The organism is Mesorhizobium sp. ES1-3 (genome assembly GCF_020164795.1).
Taxonomy (GTDB): Bacteria; Pseudomonadota; Alphaproteobacteria; order Rhizobiales; family Rhizobiaceae; genus Mesorhizobium.
In genome coordinates, this window is sequence record NZ_JAIUGW010000038.1 from 1 (window position 1) to 20,569 (window position 20,569).

Sequence of the window (20,569 nt, forward strand, 5' to 3'; positions counted from 1 at the left end):
CGGTCCTCCCGGCGGACAAGAAAACTGTCACCCATGCTATCGGTCCATTCTGTTACCTATCTATCCGGTTCGGACAGGGGGCATTTCTCCCCGTATAGTGACGGGGAGAAAGAGGCTGCCGCCGATGATTTCGCCAATTGTCAGTGGCTGGCGCCGACCGTGTATTTCAGCCCCTTCTCCCCGTCACTATACGGGGAGAAGATGCCGGCAGGCAGATGAGGGGCAGCGCCAGCCCTGCCAATCGTTCGATCGAAAAGTCAGTCTTTCCCGGTATTTATCCGGCTGAGCTCTAAAAGTCGCTCCGCCTCCGCGACCACCTGTTCAGGCATCACACGCGCGCCGGGCGCTGCCAGCAGCGTCGACGCATATTGCCCACGCGGCCCGGTCAAACCCGGCTCCGTCGCTAAAAATACCGCCACCGTCGGCAGGCCGAAGGCGCTGGCGAGGTGGGTCAATCCCGTATCGGCGCCGATGACCAGCGTCGAGTGGCCGAGGATGGCGGCGACGTCGGCCAGCGGCGATTTCGGCAGCACGACCGTGGACGGCACGGCCCCGGCGATCGCTTCGGCCACCGCCTTCTCCCGTTCGTTCGACCAGGTGGTGATCGGCGTCATGCCGCGCTCGACCAGCAGGCGGGCGGTTTCGATCCAGTCCTCGACCGGCCATTTCTTGTCCTCACGGCTGGTGCCGTGCAGCAGGAAGGCGGTTTTGCCGTCGCTGGCCGCGATCGTGCCCGCCGGCGCAACGATGCCGGAGTCGAGCGTCGAAAGATCGGGCCGATAGCCGAGCGCCAGCCCGAACAGCCGCCTTGTCCGCTCGATGGCGTGCAGGCCGCGCGGCACGGCGGAGGTGATGTCGTAGAACAGCGTGGCCGAGGGTTCGCGCGCGCTCGACCGGTCGAAGCCGGCAATCGGCGCACGCGCCTGCCGTGCCACCAGCGCCGATTTCAGCAGGCCCTGTGCATCGATGACGAGATCGTAGCGGCATTCGCGCAAGGCACGGCGCAAGGCCGCCGCCTCGCGCCAGGTGTTCATGTCGAAAAGGTTCTTTCGCCAGCGCCTTATCGCCACCGTGTGGATGGTGCCGATCGCCGGATGCAGGGCGACAATGCCGGCGAACGCCTCTTCGACGCACCAGTCGAAAGCGATATCGGGCCGTGCGCGGCGGGCATCCTCGAGTGCCGGAAAGGTGTGGATGACATCGCCCATCGACGAGGTCTTGACGATCAGCACCTTCATGCTGCGGCCGGAAGTTCCAGCAGCCGGTCGGCCGCTGCGGCGACCTGCCGGACTTCCAATGTCTTCAGGCAGTTGAGGTGGCCGAGCGGACAGATTTTCCGGTGGCAGGGCGAACAGGACAGGCCGAGCCAGACCAGTTCGCGCCGCTCCGCCAGCGGCGGCGTGTTTTCAGGCGAGGTCGAGCCATAGACGGCAACGATCGGCGTGCCGACGGCGGCCGCGACATGCATCAGGCCGCTGTCGTTGGAGACCGCGAGCCTGGCCGCCGCGATCACGTCGATGGCATCCTCCAGCCGCGTCTGGCCGGCGAGGTCGACGACGCCCGGGGCAAGGGCTGCGATCTCCGCCGTCACATCGCGGTCGTTCTTCGAACCGAACAGGGCGACCTTCAAGCCTTTGCCCATGAATTCGCGGGCAAGGCCGGCATAGCTTTCACTTGGCCAGCGCTTGGCAGGGCCGAACTCGGCGCCGGGCATGAGGGCCACGAATTCCCGCGGCGCCAGACCGAAGCGGTCGAGCAGGGCGGCCTGGTTTTTCTGCTCCACGGTCAGCCGGGGCGCGCGGAAACTGCCGCCCTGGGCGAGCCCGAAATAGGCCTGAGCGGTGCGCCGTTTCACGGCATCGGGCAGCGGCACGATGTCGGTCAAAAGGCCATAGCGCAATTCGCGCAGATTGCCGAAACGGCGCGGAATGCGGGCAAAGAACGGGATCAGCGCCGACTTCCAGCTGCCCGGCAGGATGTAAGCCATGTCGTAGCGGCCGCGCAGCAGGCGGCCGAAGCGGCGGCGATGGCTGAATTCGAGCGCGCCGGGCTGCAGCGGAAAATCGATCTGCTGGCGGATTTCGGGCATGCGCTTGACCAGCGGTGCCGCCCAGACCGGCGCCAGCACATCGATCGCGGCGTTTGGATGGAGTTCCTTCAGCGCCGAGAACAGGCACTGCGCCATCACCATATCGCCCACCCAGCGTGGGCCGATCACGAGGATCGTTGGGCTTTCAGCCATTCGACATAGTCTCTGACGCCGGTTTCTACTGTGCGGAATTGCCCGTTATAGCCGGCCGCGCGCAAGCGGGACATATCAGCCTGGGTAAAACTCTGGTAGCTGCCCTTGAGATGGTCGGGGAAGGGTATGAACTCGATCTCGCCCTTGCCTAGCGTGTCGATGACCGTTTCGGCGATGGCCCGGAACGGCTGGGCGCGGCCGGTGCCGCAGTTGAAGATGCCGCTCGCGCCACGCTTCCATAGCCATAGATTGACGTCGGCGACGTCGCCGACATGGATGAAGTCGCGGCTCTGTTCGCCCGGCCCGAAACCATCATAAGCGCCGAACAGTTTCGGATTTTCGCCGCGCTCGACCTGGTTGAACAGATGGAAGGCGACCGAGGCCATGGCCCCCTTATGCGCCTCGCGCGGGCCATAGACATTGAAGTAGCGCAGCCCCGCGACCTGCGAATGATCGCTGTCGAAGATCGTGCGCCTGACATAATCGTCGAAGAGTTTCTTGGAATAGGCGTAGACGTTGAGCGGCCGTTCCAGCGCCGGCTCCTCGCGAAATTCGGCGCCGCCGCCATAGACCGAAGCGGAGGAGGCGTAGAGGAAGGGCACGCGCAACGCCTGGCAGGCATGCAGCAGCCGTTTCGAATAGGCGTAATTCACCTCCATCATGAACCTGCCGTTCCACTCGGTGGTGGTCGAGCAGGCGCCCTGGTGGAAGACCGCCTCGATGCGGCCGAGCGAGCCGGCCTCCATGCGGGCCAGGAAATCGTCCTTGTCGAGATAGTCGGCTATCGTCAAATCGGCCAAGTTGGCGATCTTGTGACCGTCGGTGAGGTCGTCGACGACCAGGATGTCGTCATGGCCTTCGGCGTTGAGCGCGGCGACGATGTTGGAGCCGATCATGCCGGCGCCGCCCGTGACGATGATCATGAAGGCCTCTGGTTGCGTGCGATTCCGGTCCTTATAAGGGAGGCTGGTCGGGCTGTCGACAAAGCAGGTGGCATAGCCGTGATGTAGAGCACCGAAGTTGGCGCTGCCCCTCACCTGCCTGCCGGCATCCTCTGCCCGTCCCTATACGGGGAGAAGTGCCCGGCAGGGCGATGAGGGGCAGCGCCAATGCCTGTAAGAAGGTGATGGAGCGAAATCTCAGCGATTGCCTGGCGGCGAGACAGGCGTCACAGTGGCGCCGCAAAGCTGCCGCTTCTGTCGGTTCGCCGCCGACGGGATCACAAGGGGACAAGAAATGCCGTCGACCGAACTGCTGATCGCGTTCTTCGCCACCACGGCGATCTTCGCCTATATTCCAGGTCCGGCCATGCTTTACGCCGCCGCGCAGACCATGGCGCGGGGGCGCTGGTCGGGGCTGACGGCGGCACTTGGCATCCATCTCGGCGGCTATGTGCATGTCTTTGCCGCTGCCGCCGGCCTGTCCGTGCTGTTCCACGCCGTGCCGCCGCTCTACATGACGGTCAAGCTGGTCGGCGCGCTTTACCTGATCTGGCTCGGTGTCTCGCTGTTTCGCAAGCGCGTCGAGGGCGACGTGGCTCTGCCCACGATCGAGCGCAAATCGGCCCGCCGGGCGTTTTTCGAGAGCATCACCGTCGAGGTGCTCAACCCCAAGACCGCGATCTTCTTCATGGCGTTCCTGCCTCAGTTCATCGATGCCTCGGCGGCCTTGCCGGTCTGGCTGCAGTTCGTGGTGTTGGGCACGACAGTCAACCTGATGTTCTCCTCGGCCGACATCGTCTGCGTGTTCCTGGCCGGCCTGGTGATCGGCCGGCTGCGGCGTTCGAGCCGGGCGCAGCGCCTGATGCAGCGGGCCGGCGGCGCGGTGCTGGTCGGACTTGGCGTCCATGTCGCCCTGCAGAAAACCTGACCTGTCAGGGTTTGCCTCCGCCCCCGGCGTTGCGCTGTGCCGAATTGCGGTATATCGGCAGGCATGACCGGCCGGCCTCGCAAATCTGGTGTTTCGACCTATCTGAGATCGGCGTTTCCCGCGCGTGGCAGATGACATGATCAATCACAATCCGCCTTCTCCCGAGCCACTGCACCGCGCCATCGCGCGCTTCGGCGACGTCGCCGTGCTGGTGGTCGGCGACATCATCCTCGACCGCTTCGTCAATGGCGTCATCGAGCGGATCTCGCCGGAAGCGCCGATCCCGGTGCTGCACGGGCGCGGCGAGACTTCGGCGATGGGTGGCGCCGGCAATGTCGTGGCCAACATCGTCTCGCTTGGCGCGCGCTCCATTCCGGTCTCGGTGATCGGCGCCGATGCCGCCGGCGACAGCCTGGCGCGGATGCTGGGCGAGCTCGGCGCCGACACGGCTGGGCTTGTGCAGCAGCGCGGCCGCATGACCTCGTCGAAGAGCCGCTTCAGCGCGCTCAACCAGCAGGTGCTGCGTTTCGACGAGGAGGAGATCAAGCCGCTCGGCGAGGCGGAACGGGCGGAGCTGATCCGCCGTTTCCGGGACGCATTGAACCAGGCGGACATCGTCATCTTGTCCGATTACGGCAAGGGCATATTGCTGGACGGCGTCGCCGCCGAACTGATCGCCATCTGCCGCGAGGCGGGAAAGCCGGTGCTGGTCGACCCGAAGGGCCGCGACTATGCGCGCTATGCGGGTGCGACCGCCGTCACGCCCAACCGCAAGGAGCTTGGCGAGGCCGTCGGCCATGCGGTGTTCGCCGATGACGAGATCGTTGCGGCGGCGCGGGAACTGATTTCGGCGCACGGCTTCGACTTCGTCGTCGCCACACGCAGCGAAAAGGGCATGAGCGTGGTCGGCCCCGATGAGGCACGCCACATCGCCACCCAGGCGCGCGAGGTGTTCGACGTTTCGGGCGCCGGCGACACGGTGATCGCGACCTTCGCGCTGGCGCTTGCCGCCGGCGCCGATCCTGTCGCCGCGGCCTCCATCGCCAACGCCGCCGGCGGCGTCGTGGTGGGCAAGCGCGGCACCGCGCGGCTGAGCGTCGAGGAACTCGCCGGTGCGCTGTTCCGCTCGCATGGTCCGACCGCGCACAAGGACGCCATCCTCGACGCGGCCTCGGCCGCGCGCATGGTGGCGGCATGGAAGGCGGAGGGGCTGAGCGTCGGCTTCACCAATGGTTGTTTCGACATCCTGCATGCCGGCCATGTCAGCCTGCTGCACGCGGCGCGCAGCCAGTGCGACCGGCTGGTGCTCGGCCTCAACAGCGATGCTTCCGTGCGCCGACTGAAAGGGCCGGGCCGCCCGGTCAACGACCAGCATGATCGCGCCTGCGTGCTCGCCGCGCTCGCCTCGGTCGACGCCGTGGTGGTGTTCGAGGAGGACACGCCGCTGGCGCTGATCGAAGCGCTTCTGCCCGACATACTGGTCAAGGGCGCCGACTACACGATCGACACCGTGGTCGGTGCCGATGTGGTGCAGAAGGCGGGCGGGCGCGTCGTGCTGGTCGATCTCGTCGCCGGAAAGAGCACCACCAGCACCATCGGCAAAATGCGGGCGGGCGGCAGCACCAATTGAGGGTTTCATGTCTGAACTGAACGACTATCTGGTCCGCTCGGCGGCCGCCATATCCGCTATGGTCGAGCGCGACCTGACCGGCGAGATGGAGCGGGCGGCGCGCACCGTCGTGACGGCGCTTTCGTCGGGCAAGGCCTTCCTGATCGCCGGCAATGGCGGCTCGGCCAGCGACGCCATTCACATCGCCGGCGAACTGGTCGGGCGCTTCCTCAAGGAGCGCAAGGCCTACAATGTCATCGCGCTGCCGGCCAATGCTGCGGTGCTGACCGCCTGGGGCAATGATTATGGTTTCGACACGGTGTTTTCGCGCCAGGTCGAAGCGCATGGCTCGGCCGGCGGCGTGCTGTTGGCGATCTCGACCAGCGGCAATTCGCCGAGCATTCTGGCCGCCGCGGAACAGGCGCGCATGATGGACATGACCGTGATCGGCCTGACCGGCGAGAGCGGCGGCAAGCTCAAGCCGCTCTGCGACATCCTGCTCAACGTGCCTTCGACCTCGACGCCGATCATCCAGCAGGGGCATCTGTGCCTCTATCACCATCTGTGCGAAGTGGTCGAAGCGCGCCTGTCGAATGGCTGACAGGATCGGGAAGCCGCACCCACTGACAGAACCGGGCCTGTGGGTGGAGCAGGTCGGCGGAAGGATTTTTCCCGTGCGCTCACCGGCGCTGTTCCTGGACCGCGACGGCACTATCAATGTCGATACCGACTATCCCAGCGATCCGGCCGAGATCGAGCTCAGGCCGCAGATGCTGCCGGCGATCGCCGCCGCCAACCGGGCCGGAATCCCGGTCGTCGTGATCACCAATCAGTCCGGCATCGCGCGCGGCTATTTCGGCTGGGATGTTTTCGCCAAGGTGAACGCCCGCGTGCTGGAGCTGCTGGACGGGCAGGGGGTGTCCGTCGACATGGTGCTGGCCTGCGCCTATCACGAGGCGGGCGTCGGGCCGCTCGCCATGGCGGACCATCCGATGCGCAAGCCCAATCCGGGCATGCTGATCGAGGCGGGCAGGCGTCTTGATCTCGATCTCCGGCGCTCCCTGATGGTCGGCGACAAGCTGGCCGACATGCAGGCGGGCCAACGCGCGGCTCTGGCACAGGGCTGGCTGGTTGACGGTGAGGCGGCACTTCAGCCTGGCTTCGCTATCAGGCGCTTGCATGACGACCACGATCTCGGCGGCCTGCTCGCTGCCATCGACGCACTCGGATCGTAGGGCTTACGCCTGGTCGTTGCGCTCCGAGGCTTCGTAGAGCTTGGCCTCGGTGGCGAAGGAATAGATCATCACCGACATCGAGTAGACGAAGCCATGGCGGCCGCACAGGAAGTAGCGCTTGGCCAGGTAGAATTTGAGGAAGTTGCCGAACGGCGACAGCACCAGCCGCACCAGGCCGGGCTTCTTGCCTTTCTCGACCAGCGTCACCGCCTTGAGGCTGGAATAGGCGTTGGCCCGGGCAAGATCCTCCTCGACCGATATTTCACGGCGATGCAGCAAGACACCCTCTTCGATCGTGTCGGTCTCGCCCGGCACGCGAACGGATTCATGGACCCGCGCGGTCAGATCCATGGTGGCGCCTTCCCTACGGAAAAGCCTGAGCAGCCTGTTGTGCAGCACCCAGCGATGGGCATAGCCGTAGCCCTTCAGCCAGTCGCGGCGACGCATGTACCACCCGCCGGCCTTGCCGCCGGCCGCCTGGGTGATGGCCACGATCGACTGCCGCAACCGGTCGTCGACACGCTCGTCCGGGTCGATCGAGAGGCACCAGGGCTGGTTGGCACGGTCGAGCGCGAATTGCCGCTGGCGGGGGAACCCCGGCCAGTCATTGTGCAGCAGCGTTATCGGATAGCCCTTGGCGATATAGCTTTCAATGCATTCGACGGTGCCATCCGTCGAGCCGGAATCGACGATGATGATCTCGGCGCAGAAATCGATGCTCTCCAGGCACGGGCCGATCATGTCGGCCTCGTTCACGCAGATGATGAGCGCCGAGACCGGGCTCGCAAAACGGGTCATGGTCCCCTTCCCATGGCGGATACTCCCGGAACTCATGTTGCTCGTGCCATCTGTTCTCAAGCAATTCCGGGCGGAAAACCGTTACACATTTTTTCCTGGAGTTGCTTGAGAAACCAGTCAAGCGCCCAGTCAAGCAGTGAAGTCCGGCAGAGCCGTTCAGCCTTGTATATCAGCGTCTTTCGAATACCAACGCGGCGCCGGTATGGCGAACGTCAGGAATTCGTCGGCGCACGGGCGCTCACCCAGACTCAGGAGCGCTCGAACGAGACCAGGCCTTCGTCCTTGACCCGACGAATGGTGAGCGCGGTGCGCACGGTATCGACGTTCGGCGTCGAGGTCAGTTCCTCGATGACGAAGGTCTGGAAGGCGCCGAGATCGCTTGCCACGCAATGCAGCAGAAAGTCTGACTCGCCCGACACCATCCAGGCATCGCGTACGATCGGCCAGCCGCGCGTGCGCTCGGCGAAGATGCGCAGTTCGGCATCTGCCTGGTGATGCAGCCCGACCAGGCAAAAGGCGACGACATCGAGGCCGAGCGCCGGCGCGTTGAGCAGCGCGCGATAGCCACGGATGATGCCGGCCTCCTCCAGCCGCTTGACCCGGCGCAAGCAGGGCGGTGCCGAAATGCCGACGCGGTTCGAGAGTTCGACATTGGTCATGCGCCCGTCCGACTGAAGCTCGCGCAGGATCTTCCAGTCGATGGCGTCGAGGTCGGCTTTCAGGGGCATGGCTGTCTCAGCTCGGCGCAAGAATCTTTCGCGATTTTGTAATTAAACGACTTTTGTGTCGAAGCCAGCCCTCGTCGACGCGATTTTAGGGGAGGTAACGAAAGCGCTCGACGCGCGAATATCCGCATGGGTCGAAGCTTTCCGGGGACGACGGCGCGTTCGTCTTGCTGGCGTGGCTGGCAGCCCTTACATTAAGCGCGATATTTCCACGTCTTTGGCACACTCGTGTCCGCCCCGCAGAGGCTCCAAATGATCACCAAGCATGCGCCCGTTCTCATCATCGGTTCCGGTCCGGCCGGCTATACGGCGGCGGTCTATGCCGCGCGTGCGATGCTGAAGCCGATGCTCGTCGCCGGCCTGCAGCAGGGCGGGCAGCTGATGATCACCACGGATGTCGAAAACTATCCCGGCTTCGCCGATCCGATCCAGGGGCCGTGGCTGATGGAGCAGATGCTCAAGCAGGCCGAGCATGTTGGCACCGACATCATCAACGACATCATCACCGAGGTCGACCTCAATGTGCGGCCGTTCCGCGCCAAGGGCGATTCTGGCACGACCTACACGGCCGATGCGCTGATCATCGCCACCGGCGCGCAGGCCAAGTGGCTGGGCATTCCGACCGAGCAGGACTTCATGGGCTTCGGCGTTTCCGCCTGCGCCACCTGCGACGGCTTCTTCTATCGCGGCAAGGATGTCGCGGTGGTCGGTGGCGGCAATTCGGCGGTGGAGGAGGCGCTCTATCTGTCCAACCTCGCCAAGAGTGTCACCGTCATCCACAGGCGCTCGGACTTCCGTGCCGAGCGCATCCTGCGCGAGCGGCTATTGAAGAAGGACAATGTCCGCGTTATCTGGGACACGATCGTCGACGAGATCACCGGGCGTCCGGGCAAGGCACCGCTGCCGCCTTCGGTCGAAGGGCTGAAGCTCAGGCATGCCGTGACCGGCGCCGAGAGCCATCTCAAGATCGACGGCGTCTTCGTGGCCATCGGCCATGCGCCCGCGGTCGAGCTGTTCGCCGGCAAGCTGAAGCAGAAGCCGAACGGCTATCTGTGGACAGCGCCGGATTCGACGCGCACCGACGTGCCTGGCGTGTTCGCCGCCGGCGACGTTACCGACGATATCTACCGCCAGGCGGTGACGGCGGCGGGGCTGGGCTGCATGGCCGCGCTCGAGGCGGAAAAGTATCTGGCCGGCATCGAGGTGCATCGCGAGGCAGCGGAATAGGCGGCTCGCAAGACTGTTGAAAAAACGGCTTGGAAACGCCGTGTAAAAGCCCGATTTTTCATTCAGACGCCAACCGTAACGAGGGGAAATCATGGCGTTGGACTGGGACAAGCTACGCGTGTTTCACGCTGCGGCGGAAGCGGGGTCGTTTACGCATGCGGCCGAGACCCTGCATCTGTCGCAATCGGCGATATCGAGGCAGGTCAGCGCGCTTGAACATGATGTCGGCGTGCCGCTGTTCAACCGCCATGCACGCGGCCTGGTGCTGACCGAACAGGGCGAGATGCTGTTCCGCACGGCGCATGACGTGCTGATGAAGCTGGAAACCATCAAGTCGCGGCTGACCGAGACCAAGGACCGGCCGTCAGGCGTGCTCAGGGTAACGACGACCGTCGGCCTCGGCGCCGGCTGGCTGACCGAGCGGGTGCAGGAGTTCATCGAACTCTATCCCGAAATCAGCCTGCAGCTGATCCTCGCCAATGAGGAGCTCGACCTCACCATGCGCCAGGCCGATTGCGCCATCCGGCTGCGCCAGCCGCAGCAGCCGGACCTGATCCAGCGCCGCCTGTTCACCGTGCATTTCCACCTCTACGCCGCCCCGTCCTATGTCGCCAAGTACGGCAAGCCGGGCTCGATCGCAGAGTTGAGAAGCCATCGCATCGTCACCTTCGGCCTGCCGGTGCCGTCGCATCTGTCGGAGTTGAACTGGCTGGAGACGGTCGGTGATTTCGAGAGCGGCCGGCGCGTGCCGACACTGCAGATCAATGACATCCTGTCGATCAAGCGCGCCGTGCAGGGCGGCGCCGGCATCGCCATGCTACCGGACTATGTGATCAGCAAGGATTCCGGCCTGGTGCAGCTGCTGCCGGAAACCGAGGTGCCGTCCTTCGACACCTATTTCGCCTATCCCGACGCGATGAAGAACCAGGCCAAGCTGCACGTGTTCCGCGACTTCATCATCGCCAAGGCCAGAAGCTGGTCCTTCTGATCCAAGGTCAGCTCCGCGAGCCTATCCTTTCCAGGGCCTAATCCGCGGCAGCCAGCCCGGCACGTTGCGGCGGTAGGCTTCGTATTCGGCGCCATAGCGGCCGGCGAGCGTCGGCTCCTCATAGAGCTTGACGAAGGTGATCATGGCAGCCGCCGCGATTGCCGCATAGGCGGCGATCGACCAGCTCGAGAACAACAGCGCCTGGCCGAGAATGATCGACAGCACGGCGACATACATGGGATTGCGGACATGGCGGTAAATGCCGCCGATCACCAGCCTTTCGGTCGGTGCGACGGGGGCGGGCGTGCCCAGCCCTTCCAGCGCGAAGCGGGCGAAGGCATGCAGCAGCACGGCGGCAGCGGCGACGATGAGCACGCCGCCGGCGAGGACAAGGCCGGGTACCATCGACCATGGCAGGCCCCAGCGATCGCTGAGCAGCCAGGGAACCAGCCCGGCGACCACTCCGGGAGCCGCAACCAGGAAAATGCCGCTGCCGGCAATCGCCGAAAACCTACGCATCGGTTGATCCCCGCGTGACTGCCTTTGAATTAAACCACTGCTGCCTCATTACACATCATCAATGTTTTCGGAATTTTGGGAGCAGAATCGGCCGGGATTGGCGTTTTCGGGGGCGACAATGACGCGAAAGCGCGCTTCATTTTCACGATTCTGCTGGTCCTATTGGCTCCTGGAGCGGGTTGGACCACAGCCTGTGCCTTTTTGCATGCGTGTGTTGCAAAATAGATGCTTGTTTCTTGGGCATGATGAGCACATATATAGATCATCTCCTGGACGCGTTCTCCTCCCATTAGCGTCCTCGAGTGTTCCCCTCTGGAGGTTAGCCTTAACAGGCACTTCCAATCAAACTCAGCCGGATCTTCGTTGATCCGGCTTTTTTGTTGCCTGCGTGCCACGGGGGATGGCTGGAAAATTCACCAGAACTGCCGCGTAACCGTGTCATGTAACCTCTGGTAACATGACAAGGACACCCTCCATCTGCTAAATGGATCATAGGACGCGGTGTGGTTCGGACGGGAGATGGGGGCATCACTCGGACGACCCGGGCTCAGGCGGCTACCGCGTCCGAACCTTTTCCCGTCGAAGCGCGGCGACCTTACATGCGGCGGACCTGCCGTTTTTCCTCCCAAGAAAACGGTCCGCAAAACAAACGACGTCCGGCCCCCCGGGCGTCGTTTTTTGGTTTTTGCCCCCTCGATCGTTCGAGGGGCGCTTCACACGCATTCCAAATCGGCCACCGGGCGAAATCAGGCGGCCTTGCCGTTGGCGTTCATCGCCTCGTCGGCGAGACGGCCAGTCAGCTCGGCCATATGGTCGAAAGCGGCGCGATAGCTGGCAACGCCTGACGTGGCCGACCGCAGCTCGATGATCAGATCACCGATCTCGGCCTGCGGCATGGTCGCCTCGACGACATCCCATCCAGGCCAGCCGGGCCGCGCGTCATAGCCCAGGATCTGGCCGCGCCGCTGCGGGATCAGCGCGATGATCTTCGACGTCGTGTCCGACGGAGTGACGATCTCGACCTTCATCACCGGCTCCAGAAGCACCGGCGAGCAGGCGGCCATGCCTTCCTTCATGGCGAGCTTGGCCGCCATCTGGAAGGCCATGTCGGAGGAATCGACCGCATGGTAGGAGCCGTCCGACAGGTTGACCGCGACGTCGACAACGGGGAAGCCGAGCGGGCCTGACTTGAGGTAATCGCGTATGCCTGTCTCGACTGACTGGATGTAGGTCTTGGGCACGACGCCACCGGTGATGGTGTCGGTGAACTGGAAGCCGGAGCCGCGCGGCAGCGGCTTGATCTCGATCACCACATCGCCGAACTGGCCGTGGCCGCCCGACTGTTTCTTGTGACGGCCACGCTGCTGCACCGGTTTGCGGATCGTCTCGCGATAGGGCACCGCCGGTGCATGACCTTCGACCGGGATCTGGTTCTTGCCCTCAAGCCGCTCGCGCACGACGCGCAGATGCATCTCGCCATGACCCGACAGCACGGTCTCGGCCGAGTCCTGGTTGTGGCGCAGGCTGAGCGAGGGGTCTTCCTCGGCCAGGCGCTGGATGGCCGCCGACATCTTGACCTCGTCCTTGCGCTCCTTGGGGCGCAGCGCGAAGGCGAAGACCGGCTGCGGCGGCTCGACATCGAAGAGCTGTTTGGTCCCGCCCTTGGCCGAAGTCAGCGTCTGGCCGGTCTTGACCGCGTCCAGCTTGCCGAGCGCCACGGTGTCGCCGACCCTGGCGCCCGTCAGCTTGACCTGGTCCTTGCCCAGCATCCTGTAGATGCCGGAAACCTTGGCGGTGTCGCCGCCGGGCAGCCACAGCTCCGAGCCGTCGGCAACCTGGCCCGACAGGATGCGCGACACCGACAGCTTGCCGCCATGCGGCGTGTGGATGGTCTTCATCACCTGGACCACCGTCGCGTTGCCGTCCGGGGCGCCGAGCCGCTTGCGGGTGGCCTCGATGTCGGGCGCGTCGTGGCGGATCGTCTTCAAGAGGCGCAGCACGCCATTGCCTTTCTCGGCGGTGCCGATCAGCACCGGCGTCACAGCGCCGTCGCGCAGATCGGCGGCGAGATCGTCGAAGATCGCGTCCTTGGGCGGTTCGATCTCCTCGAGCAACTGCTCCATCAGTTGGTCGTCATGGTCGGCCAGGGTCTCCAGCATGGAGAAGCGCGCCTCCAGTTCGCGCGCCTTGTCGTCGCCCGGTATCTCGGCCACCTCGCTCTCGGCATATTCGCGGTAGATGTAGGCGCGCTCCAGCGCCAGATCGATCGAGCCGATGACGACGCCGTCCTTGCGCAGCGGGATCTGACGCAGAAGCAGCGGCGCCGCGCTTGTCGGCTGCAGCATCTTCAGCGTGTCGCGCACGCCAGTGATCGCCTTGTCGACCTTGTTGAGAAACAGAATGCGCGGCACGCCGAGGTCGTCGAGCTTGCGCATGATGAGCTGGAGGGCAGGGATCTTCTTTTCGTCCGCCTCGGCCACGACCACAGCGACATCGCAGGCGGCCAGCACCGGTTCGGCCTCGAAGGAGAATTCGATCGAGCCGGGGCAGTCGATGAAGGTGAACTGCTCGCCCATGAATTCGGTGGTGGCGATCGACGCCTCGACGCTCATGGCGTGGGCGCGGGCCTCGGGCGAATGATCTGAAACGGTATTGCCGGAGGAAACCGGGTTCTGGCGGGGGATGGCGCCCGTACGGGCCAAAATGGCTTCGAGAAGTGTCGTCTTACCGCTTGCGAAGGGACCGACTATGGCAATGCATTTCGGTCCCGTGCGTCGTCCTCCGGCGCGATTACCCATGACTGACCTCCACTCAGGCGTTTTTCCTGGGGACCGACTGGCATTCATGGTTCAGGCCAAGGTCAATCGGTCCTGAGCGGCGGCCGGCCTGTTCGACCGTCGCGGGCGGGTCTGTTTCGACCTGCCCCGATTATCGTCCCACTTGTTTGCCTGGAGGGCAAGAAAAATAGGAAGCCGCGCGGCTGGCCGGCTCAGGCGCTGAGCGCGAGCGGTTCGACCGAGCGGCCGGCAAGCAGTGCGAGCTTGTCGCGCGGCGCCGGCCTGCCGAAGAAATAGCCCTGGAAACGGTTGCAGCCGGCCGCCTTGGCGAGAGCGAATTCCTCCGCCGTCTCCACGCCCTCCGCCACGATGGTGACGTGCTGGATGCGCGCGATCTGCGCCAGCGCCGAGACGAAGATCTGCGCCACCTGGTCATGGGCGAGGGCGCGGATGTAGGAGCGATCGATCTTGATGATGTCGATGGGCAAGGTCTTGAGATAGTTGAAGCCGCAATGGCCGGTGCCGAAATCGTCGAGGGCGATGTGAAAGCCGAGGCCGCGCAACGCTTCGAGACGCCGCAGGATCTCGGGCGTGGCGGCGGTCGCCACGGTCTCGGTGATCTCGATGATGAACTGTGACGCCGACCGGCCGGCTTCCCTAAGCACGCGGTCGCACATGGTGACGATCTCGTCGCGCTTGAGCTGCTCGCCGGAGACGTTGATCGAGATACGGTGGCCCGGGAAATGACCGATATCGGCACAGGCCCGCTTGAACGCCCATTCGCCGAGCATGTCGATCAGCGTCGAGCGTTCGGCGATCGCTATGAACTCGGACGGTGCGATCAGTCCGCGAACCGGATGGCGCCAGCGGATCAGCCCCTCGAGCGCGTGGCGGGAACCATCCGGGCTGACGATCGGCTGATAATGCAATTCGAGTTCGCCCAGATAGACCGCGGCGCGCAATTCCCGTTCGACCAGACGACGGTAGCGCTTGTCGGACAGCATCTCCTCGTCGAAGACGGTGACGCGGCCTCGGCCCGCCGCCTTGCTTTCATAAAGCGCCAGATCGGCAACCAGCATCAGTTCCGTCGTGTTCGAGGCATGGGCCGGCGCCAGTGCCACGCCGACCGAGATGGAGAGCGGAATGGTCTTGCCTTCATGCGATTTGCCGGCGCGCATGGCATCCAGCAATTGCCTGACATCCTTGTTGATGGCGGCCAGGTCGCCATGCGGAATGATGATACCGAATTCGTCGCCGCCGAGGCGTCCGACCATGGCGCCGGCAAAGATGCGTTCCGAGGTCTTGACCAGATGCGTCAGCGTGAGGTCGCCGAATTGGTGTCCGAACGTGTCGTTCAACTGCTTGAAATGGTCGAGGTCGATCAAGAGCAAGGCCGCCTCGCGCCTGTCGCGCATGGTGCCCAGGCTTTCGTGCAGCGCCTCGAGGAAATAGCGTCTCGTCATCGCGCCGGTCATCGCATCCCTGGTGAGGAAATGATGTTTCTCGGCCTCGGCGGCGGCGGCCGACTGGAGGCGATGGACGACGCTGCTGCGCATGTACATCAATGCCAGCAAGGCGAGGCTCGTGGCCAGGATCAAGATGGCGAAGGCACTGCCGGCGGACAGGTTTCGCGAGACGTCGAAAGCCCCAAGCACTGCTGCGCCGATGCTGATCACAAGCAGTGACTGGATACCGCGATAGATCCGGCCGCTGTGGTCCTTGATCGTCGCCAGTATGCTCATCCGCCAGCCCCCGCAATGCAGGCTCACGGCTAGTGGGCAGCCGTTAAGAAGACATTGAATTCGCCGGCATTTCGCGCTGCGTCCCGAGCGCGCGAGGTTCATGGTTAAGAGAAAGATCAGGCCTTCGTCAAAGCGAGATGACAAGGGCCGGTTGCGTCCAGGTCAGTCCGGGCCGAGAATGCAGTTCATTCAAACGGGCCGGCGTCTCGCCGGCTGCTGGCGGTTCCAGGGACAGACGATGAAGATCATTGCTTGCGGCAGCGTGCCGACCATCATAGCACCGGACAAATACTTCACCGGCCGGGTTCTGCAGACGCCGATCATCGACACGGAGGCGCCGGCGCGGCTCAGGGCCACGCTGGTCAGTTTCGAGCCCGGTGCGCGCACCCATTGGCACACGCATCCGCTCGGCCAGACACTCTATGTCACTTCCGGCGCCGGGCTGGTCCAGACATGGGGCCGCCCGGTCCAGGAGATAAGGGCCGGTGACGTCGTCTCATTCGCGCCCGGCGAGAAGCATTGGCACGGCGCGGCGCCGAAATCGGCGATGACGCACATCGCCATGCAGGAGGCGCTCGACGGCATCCATGCCGACTGGCTCGAAGCGGTGACGCCGACGCAATATGGCGGCTGAGTGCCGAGCCTGGATTGACAAAACCCGGCGGTAACGCCTGACAGCGGTGACGCCGGGTTTGATTTCGGACTTACCTGATCAGGTCAGCGATGCCGTGAAGCGCTGGATGCGGGTGCAGGCTTCCTCCAGCAGTGTCTCCGAGGTGGCGTAGGAGATGCGGAAGTTGGGTCCGAGGCCGAAGGCCGAGCCGAACACCACCGCGACGCCCTCGGCCTCGAGCAGTTCCGAGCAGAAGGTCTCGTCGGTGTCGATCACCTTGCCGGCCTTGGTCTTCCTGCCGATCAGCTGGGCGCAGGACGGATAGACATAGAAAGCGCCTTCCGGCGACGGGCAGGTGATGCCGCGCGCCTGGTTGAGCATCGAGACGACGAGGTCGCGCCTGCCTTGAAAGATCGCCTTGTTCCTGGCGATGAAGTCCTGCGGGCCGTTGAGCGCCTCGACGGAAGCCCATTGCGCGATCGTGCAGGCGCCGGAGGTCTGCTGGCCCTGGATCATGTCCATCGCCTTGATCAGCTGGACGGGACCCGCGGCATAGCCGATGCGCCAGCCGGTCATGGCATAGGCTTTCGACACGCCGTTCATGGTCAGCGTGCGCTCGTAGAGCTTCGGCTCGACCTCGGCGATGGTCTTGAAGACGAAGTCGCCATAGGTCAGGTGCTCGTACATGTCGTCGGTCAGCGTCCAGACCTGCGGATGCTTCAACAGCACGTCGGCCAGCGCGCGCAATTCGCCTTGTGTGTAGGCCGCGCCCGACGGGTTCGACGGCGAGTTCATCAAGAGCCATTTGGTCTTCGGCGTGATCGCCTTTTCCAGCACCTCAGGGGTCAGTTTGAAGCCGTTGTCGATCGAGGTGTCGGCAAACACCGACGTGCCGCCGCAGATCGCCACCATTTCGGGATAGCTGACCCAGTAGGGACGGGGGATGATGACCTCGTCGCCGGGGTTCAGCGTCGCCATGAAGGCGTTGAACAGGATCTGCTTGCCGCCGGTGCCGACGATGGTCTGCTCGGGCTTGTAGTCGAGATTGTTCTCGCGCTTGAACTTCTTCGCTATCGCCTCGCGCAGCGGCACGATGCCCGAAACCGGCGGGTATTTGGTCTCGCCACGGCGAATGGCCTCGATCGCCGCATTCTTGATGTTGTCGGGCGTGTCGAAATCCGGTTCGCCGGCGCCAAGGCCGATAATGTCACGGCCGGCATTTTTCAACTCGCGGGCTTTCTGCGTCACCGCGATGGTGGCGGAAGGCTTAACGCGGGAAAGGGTGTCGGCAAGAAAGGCCATGACCTTTTGTCTCTCCAAAGGATCGGCGCGGCCAGGAGCGGCCGCGGCGCTTCTCATGTCGCAACATTCCCGTCAGTGCAAGCCTTGTCGGCTGGGCCAGGTGGGACGGCGTGGTCAATGAGGCGTGATCGGCAAAAGAAAGTTCATTAACTGGCGGTAGAGGCTTGCGTGGCAGGATCGAAATCCAATTCCGCCCAGTCGCGGAGCGAGGAACCCTTGTCGCGCAGCATCGGACTTGCCCATATCATCCGTCATGATGACGGCACCTCGAGCGGTGTCTGGGGCATTTATACGCTGCAAAGCGCCTTCCAGCCGATCTTTGCCTTCAACGAGGGCAAGCTGTCGGTCACCGCCTTCGAAGGGCTGATCCGCCCGTTTCGCGACGGCGAGCCGCAATCGCCGATGACCTTCTTCTCGACATGTCCGGCGGCCGACCGCCTGCACGTCGAAGCGCTGACCAGGACACTGCATCTGCTCAATGCCGGCGCCTGCCTGCCGCGGGAGGCATCGGTCTTCGTCAATTTCGATCCCTCGGTCTTCACCGAGCGATCGATCGTCGACAACGCCTTGCGTGACATGCGGCTGGTATTGCACGAGGCCGGTATCGATCCGGGCCGCGTCGTGTGCGAGGTGACGGAGCAGAGATCGGCATCGCAGGAAACTCTGCACGGCTTCGTCGCCGCGCTCAGAGCCAACGGCTTCCGGATCGCCGTCGACGACTATGGTGCCGACGATTCCGACATCACCCGCGTCAAGGAGCTGAGCCCAGACATCGTCAAGTTCGATGCGCACTGGATCACCCAATTGATGGAATCGGGTGCTGGTTTCGCGCTGCTGACATCCATGGTGAGGAGCTTCGAGGACCAGGGCGTCCGCACCGTGTTCGAGGGTATCGAGGAAGGCTGGCAATTGGAGCTGGCCGAGAGATCGGGCGCCTCGATGGTCCAGGGGTACGTGCTGGCCCGTCCCGAACTGGCGCCGACAAGTTTCCGTGTTTTCGCAAAGGGCAGTCCGGAACCTGCCCCCGCCGCAAGCCATGCTGCCGCCGCCGCTGTTGCGCCGCGCACGGGGCGACCTGCAAAGGCGTTTGGGCGCAGGATCGCGCCATGAGTGTCGAGCGGCGACGCACCATTGACGATGCGATCTTCGTCGACGAGATCGGCATCGAATACGGCGTCCATGGCGACTTCCGCCTGCGCAGCGCCTACCAGCCGATCTACGCCCCGCTCGGCGGCAGCTTGCACCCGGTGGCCGTCGAAGGCCTGATCGAGCAGCACCGCGCCGGCCGGCCGGGATCGCCGCGAATGTTCTTCGACAGCGTCGCGGCCTCGGACCGGCTGTTCGTCGAAACCATGTGCCGCGTGCTGCATCTCAGGAATTTCCACAACATCGGGGTCGACGGGCTCGACCTGTTCTTCAACTACAATCCGCTGGTCAACAACCATGCTGGGCGGGCGCTGGCCGAGATACGGCTGATGAGCCGGCATCTCGACGAGCTCGGCCTGGCGCCCGCCATGCTGGTCTGTGAAATCACCGAACAGGCGGCGGACGATGCGCTGCTGGCAAGGTTGGTGCGTGAAATGCGGCGCGACGGCATCCGCATCGCCATCGACGATTTCGGGACCGGCCATTCGACCGTGGAGCGGGTGGGTCTGCTCCAGCCCGACATCGTCAAGATCGATGGCGGCTGGTTCGCGGAATTCTGCCGCCACGCCGCCGCGGAACGCTTCTTCCGCCCGCTGGTGTCCAGCCTGCACGACCGCGGCGCCAAGGTTCTGGTCGAGGGGATCGAGCAGCCCACCCACCTGCGTGTCGCGCTCGAAGGCGGGGTCGATTTGCTGCAGGGTTTTCTTCTCGGGCGTCCGGCGCTTGCCGGCACCATCTTCAACGAAGAGCCGCTTGCGGTCGATGCGCTGCTGGGCTTCGACAACAAGGTCGTGCCGTTGCATAAGCGGCGTTGATGGTCGCGCCAAAAGAAATCACTGGTTGAGGATGGCGCCGCTGCGATAATCCGCCCGCAGAAGCAGCGCTCCGGGGAACCACAATGATACTTTATAGCATGATCGACAGCGGCAATTGCTACAAGCCGCGGCTGCTGATGGCCAAGCTCGGCCTCGCCTTCACCACTGTCGAGGTGAGTTCGCACACCGGCGATACGCGCAAGGCCGATTTCGTAGCCAAGAACCCCAACGCCATGGTGCCGCTGCTGGAACTGGACGACGGCCGGCGGCTGGCAGAATCCAACGCCATTCTGCTCTATCTCGCCGAAGGCACGCGCCTGCTGCCGGCGGACAGATACGAGCGCGGGCTCGCCTATCAGTGGCTGTTCTTCGAGCAGTACAGCCACGAGCCCTATATCGCCGTGCGCAAGGCGCTGCTGACCTTTCCCGAACGCGCCGCGGATGCCACGCCGGAACGGTTGGCGGCGACGCTGGAGCGCGGCAACAAGGCGCTTGGCGTCATGAACAAATATCTGGAAAACAACGACTTCTTCGCCGGTGCGTTCAGCATCGCCGACATCGCGCTCTATGCCTACACGCACACGGCGGAGCAGGGCGGCTTCCAACTCGACGCCTATCCCGCGGTGGTCGCCTGGCTCGGCCGCGTGGAGGCGGACCCGGGGCATGTGCCGATCGGGTGGGTGGGGTAGGCGGGCGACACAGCGTCCTTCTCCCCGTTTCACGGGGAGAAGATGGCGGCAGCCAGATGAGGGGCGGCGCCAGCCTCGGTTGTTATCGTGTTAGCTTTGCGATGGATAATCTCGGGGGCGCCTCGCGCTGCCGCTCATCGCCCTGCCGGGCACTTCTCCCCGTATAGTGACGGGGAGAAGGACGCTGTGTGGCCGATTTCGCCAATCGTCAGCGTCAAAATCCAGACAAATAAAAAGGCGGGATAAATCCCGCCTTCCCATTTCGGTAGCCTG

19 protein-coding genes are annotated in these 20,569 nt (G+C 64.1%); 10 read left to right on the plus strand and 9 right to left on the minus strand.

Annotated features, from left to right (window positions below; genetic code table 11):
- Positions 1-257: 257 nt before the first annotated feature.
- From waaC to rfaD, 3 genes are read right to left on the minus strand one after another with little or no spacing between them, the layout of a single operon-like run.
- Entirely contained in the window at positions 258-1,238 is a 981-nt protein-coding gene (gene waaC, locus LB536_RS29495) for a lipopolysaccharide heptosyltransferase I (protein ID WP_224598672.1), read from the minus strand.
- On the minus strand, positions 1,235-2,242 hold the full coding sequence (gene waaF / locus LB536_RS29500) for a lipopolysaccharide heptosyltransferase II (RefSeq protein WP_224598676.1): 1,008 nt from the start codon (positions 2,240-2,242) through the stop codon (positions 1,235-1,237). The genes waaC and waaF overlap by 4 nt, the downstream gene beginning before the upstream one ends.
- A complete protein-coding gene (gene rfaD, locus LB536_RS29505; protein WP_140759495.1) occupies positions 2,215-3,165 on the minus strand; it encodes an ADP-glyceromanno-heptose 6-epimerase in 951 nt (316 codons plus the stop codon). The genes waaF and rfaD overlap by 28 nt, the downstream gene beginning before the upstream one ends.
- Before the next feature lie 313 nt (positions 3,166-3,478).
- On the opposite strand from rfaD, the gene LB536_RS29510 reads away from it, so the two are divergent.
- The 4 genes from LB536_RS29510 to gmhB all read left to right on the plus strand — a co-directional run bounded on the left by LB536_RS29510 (position 3,479) and on the right by gmhB (position 6,955).
- Positions 3,479-4,111, plus strand: a complete 633-nt coding sequence (locus LB536_RS29510; RefSeq protein ID WP_224598678.1) for a LysE family translocator — start codon at positions 3,479-3,481, stop codon at positions 4,109-4,111.
- 136 nt (positions 4,112-4,247) lie between these two features.
- Positions 4,248-5,741, plus strand: a complete 1,494-nt coding sequence (gene rfaE1, locus LB536_RS29515; RefSeq protein ID WP_224598679.1) for a D-glycero-beta-D-manno-heptose-7-phosphate kinase — start codon at positions 4,248-4,250, stop codon at positions 5,739-5,741.
- Between the two features lie 7 nt (positions 5,742-5,748).
- Positions 5,749-6,321 (plus strand): SIS domain-containing protein, encoded by a 573-nt coding sequence (locus LB536_RS29520; protein ID WP_224598682.1) that lies wholly within the window; start codon positions 5,749-5,751, stop codon positions 6,319-6,321.
- Positions 6,314-6,955 (plus strand): D-glycero-beta-D-manno-heptose 1,7-bisphosphate 7-phosphatase, encoded by a 642-nt coding sequence (gene gmhB / locus LB536_RS29525; RefSeq protein WP_224598684.1) that lies wholly within the window; start codon positions 6,314-6,316, stop codon positions 6,953-6,955. Before LB536_RS29520 ends, gmhB begins: the two co-directional genes overlap by 8 nt.
- A 3-nt stretch (positions 6,956-6,958) precedes the next feature.
- Here gmhB and LB536_RS29530 read toward each other — a convergent pair whose 3' ends face one another.
- Both LB536_RS29530 and LB536_RS29535 read right to left on the minus strand, forming a co-directional pair.
- Positions 6,959-7,753 (minus strand): glycosyltransferase family 2 protein, encoded by a 795-nt coding sequence (locus tag LB536_RS29530; RefSeq protein WP_224598686.1) that lies wholly within the window; start codon positions 7,751-7,753, stop codon positions 6,959-6,961.
- A gap of 248 nt (positions 7,754-8,001) precedes the next feature.
- A complete protein-coding gene (locus LB536_RS29535; RefSeq protein ID WP_023770207.1) occupies positions 8,002-8,481 on the minus strand; it encodes an Lrp/AsnC family transcriptional regulator in 480 nt (159 codons plus the stop codon).
- 249 nt (positions 8,482-8,730) lie between these two features.
- Between LB536_RS29535 and trxB the strand changes: the two genes are divergently transcribed.
- Positions 8,731-9,705, plus strand: a complete 975-nt coding sequence (gene trxB, locus LB536_RS29540; protein WP_140759512.1) for a thioredoxin-disulfide reductase — start codon at positions 8,731-8,733, stop codon at positions 9,703-9,705.
- Positions 9,706-9,796: 91 nt separating this feature from the next.
- A complete protein-coding gene (locus tag LB536_RS29545; RefSeq protein ID WP_127873461.1) occupies positions 9,797-10,693 on the plus strand; it encodes a LysR family transcriptional regulator in 897 nt (298 codons plus the stop codon).
- A gap of 21 nt (positions 10,694-10,714) precedes the next feature.
- On the opposite strand, the gene LB536_RS29550 is transcribed toward LB536_RS29545, so the two are convergent.
- From LB536_RS29550 to LB536_RS29560, 3 genes are all read right to left on the minus strand, one after another.
- Positions 10,715-11,212, minus strand: a complete 498-nt coding sequence (locus LB536_RS29550; protein ID WP_140759515.1) for a methyltransferase family protein — start codon at positions 11,210-11,212, stop codon at positions 10,715-10,717.
- A gap of 746 nt (positions 11,213-11,958) precedes the next feature.
- Complete coding sequence (locus tag LB536_RS29555) at positions 11,959-14,010, minus strand: elongation factor G (protein WP_224598688.1); 2,052 nt, start codon at positions 14,008-14,010, stop codon at positions 11,959-11,961.
- 191 nt (positions 14,011-14,201) lie between these two features.
- Positions 14,202-15,731, minus strand: coding sequence for a putative bifunctional diguanylate cyclase/phosphodiesterase (locus tag LB536_RS29560; protein ID WP_224598690.1), 1,530 nt, complete (start codon positions 15,729-15,731; stop codon positions 14,202-14,204).
- A 238-nt stretch (positions 15,732-15,969) separates the two neighbouring features.
- Between LB536_RS29560 and LB536_RS29565 the strand changes: the two genes are divergently transcribed.
- Positions 15,970-16,365: a cupin domain-containing protein gene (locus LB536_RS29565; RefSeq protein ID WP_224598693.1), complete on the plus strand. Its 396-nt coding sequence runs from the start codon at positions 15,970-15,972 to the stop codon at positions 16,363-16,365.
- Between the two features lie 78 nt (positions 16,366-16,443).
- Here LB536_RS29565 and LB536_RS29570 read toward each other — a convergent pair whose 3' ends face one another.
- Positions 16,444-17,646, minus strand: coding sequence for a pyridoxal phosphate-dependent aminotransferase (locus LB536_RS29570; protein WP_224598696.1), 1,203 nt, complete (start codon positions 17,644-17,646; stop codon positions 16,444-16,446).
- Positions 17,647-17,862: 216 nt separating this feature from the next.
- Between LB536_RS29570 and LB536_RS29575 the strand changes: the two genes are divergently transcribed.
- The 3 genes from LB536_RS29575 (at position 17,863) to LB536_RS29585 (ending at position 20,296) form a co-directional block, all read left to right on the plus strand.
- Positions 17,863-18,756 (plus strand): EAL domain-containing protein, encoded by an 894-nt coding sequence (locus LB536_RS29575; protein ID WP_224598735.1) that lies wholly within the window; start codon positions 17,863-17,865, stop codon positions 18,754-18,756.
- Entirely contained in the window at positions 18,753-19,607 is an 855-nt protein-coding gene (locus LB536_RS29580; protein WP_140810315.1) for an EAL domain-containing protein, read from the plus strand. The genes LB536_RS29575 and LB536_RS29580 overlap by 4 nt, the downstream gene beginning before the upstream one ends.
- Before the next feature lie 83 nt (positions 19,608-19,690).
- A complete protein-coding gene (locus tag LB536_RS29585; RefSeq protein ID WP_224598698.1) occupies positions 19,691-20,296 on the plus strand; it encodes a glutathione S-transferase family protein in 606 nt (201 codons plus the stop codon).
- Positions 20,297-20,569 lie beyond the last annotated feature (273 nt).

Coding starts and splice junctions, on each gene's coding strand:
- waaC (WP_224598672.1), bottom strand. CDS start 1,238: ATGAAGGTGCTGATCGTCAAGACCTCGTCGATGGGCGATGTCATCCAC.
- waaF (WP_224598676.1), bottom strand. CDS start 2,242: ATGGCTGAAAGCCCAACGATCCTCGTGATCGGCCCACGCTGGGTGGGC.
- rfaD (WP_140759495.1), bottom strand. CDS start 3,165: ATGATCATCGTCACGGGCGGCGCCGGCATGATCGGCTCCAACATCGTC.
- LB536_RS29510 (WP_224598678.1), top strand. CDS start 3,479: ATGCCGTCGACCGAACTGCTGATCGCGTTCTTCGCCACCACGGCGATC.
- rfaE1 (WP_224598679.1), top strand. CDS start 4,248: ATGATCAATCACAATCCGCCTTCTCCCGAGCCACTGCACCGCGCCATC.
- LB536_RS29520 (WP_224598682.1), top strand. CDS start 5,749: ATGTCTGAACTGAACGACTATCTGGTCCGCTCGGCGGCCGCCATATCC.
- gmhB (WP_224598684.1), top strand. CDS start 6,314: ATGGCTGACAGGATCGGGAAGCCGCACCCACTGACAGAACCGGGCCTG.
- LB536_RS29530 (WP_224598686.1), bottom strand. CDS start 7,753: ATGACCCGTTTTGCGAGCCCGGTCTCGGCGCTCATCATCTGCGTGAAC.
- LB536_RS29535 (WP_023770207.1), bottom strand. CDS start 8,481: ATGCCCCTGAAAGCCGACCTCGACGCCATCGACTGGAAGATCCTGCGC.
- trxB (WP_140759512.1), top strand. CDS start 8,731: ATGATCACCAAGCATGCGCCCGTTCTCATCATCGGTTCCGGTCCGGCC.
- LB536_RS29545 (WP_127873461.1), top strand. CDS start 9,797: ATGGCGTTGGACTGGGACAAGCTACGCGTGTTTCACGCTGCGGCGGAA.
- LB536_RS29550 (WP_140759515.1), bottom strand. CDS start 11,212: ATGCGTAGGTTTTCGGCGATTGCCGGCAGCGGCATTTTCCTGGTTGCG.
- LB536_RS29555 (WP_224598688.1), bottom strand. CDS start 14,010: ATGGGTAATCGCGCCGGAGGACGACGCACGGGACCGAAATGCATTGCC.
- LB536_RS29560 (WP_224598690.1), bottom strand. CDS start 15,731: ATGAGCATACTGGCGACGATCAAGGACCACAGCGGCCGGATCTATCGC.
- LB536_RS29565 (WP_224598693.1), top strand. CDS start 15,970: ATGAAGATCATTGCTTGCGGCAGCGTGCCGACCATCATAGCACCGGAC.
- LB536_RS29570 (WP_224598696.1), bottom strand. CDS start 17,646: ATGGCCTTTCTTGCCGACACCCTTTCCCGCGTTAAGCCTTCCGCCACC.
- LB536_RS29580 (WP_140810315.1), top strand. CDS start 18,753: ATGAGTGTCGAGCGGCGACGCACCATTGACGATGCGATCTTCGTCGAC.
- LB536_RS29585 (WP_224598698.1), top strand. CDS start 19,691: ATGATACTTTATAGCATGATCGACAGCGGCAATTGCTACAAGCCGCGG.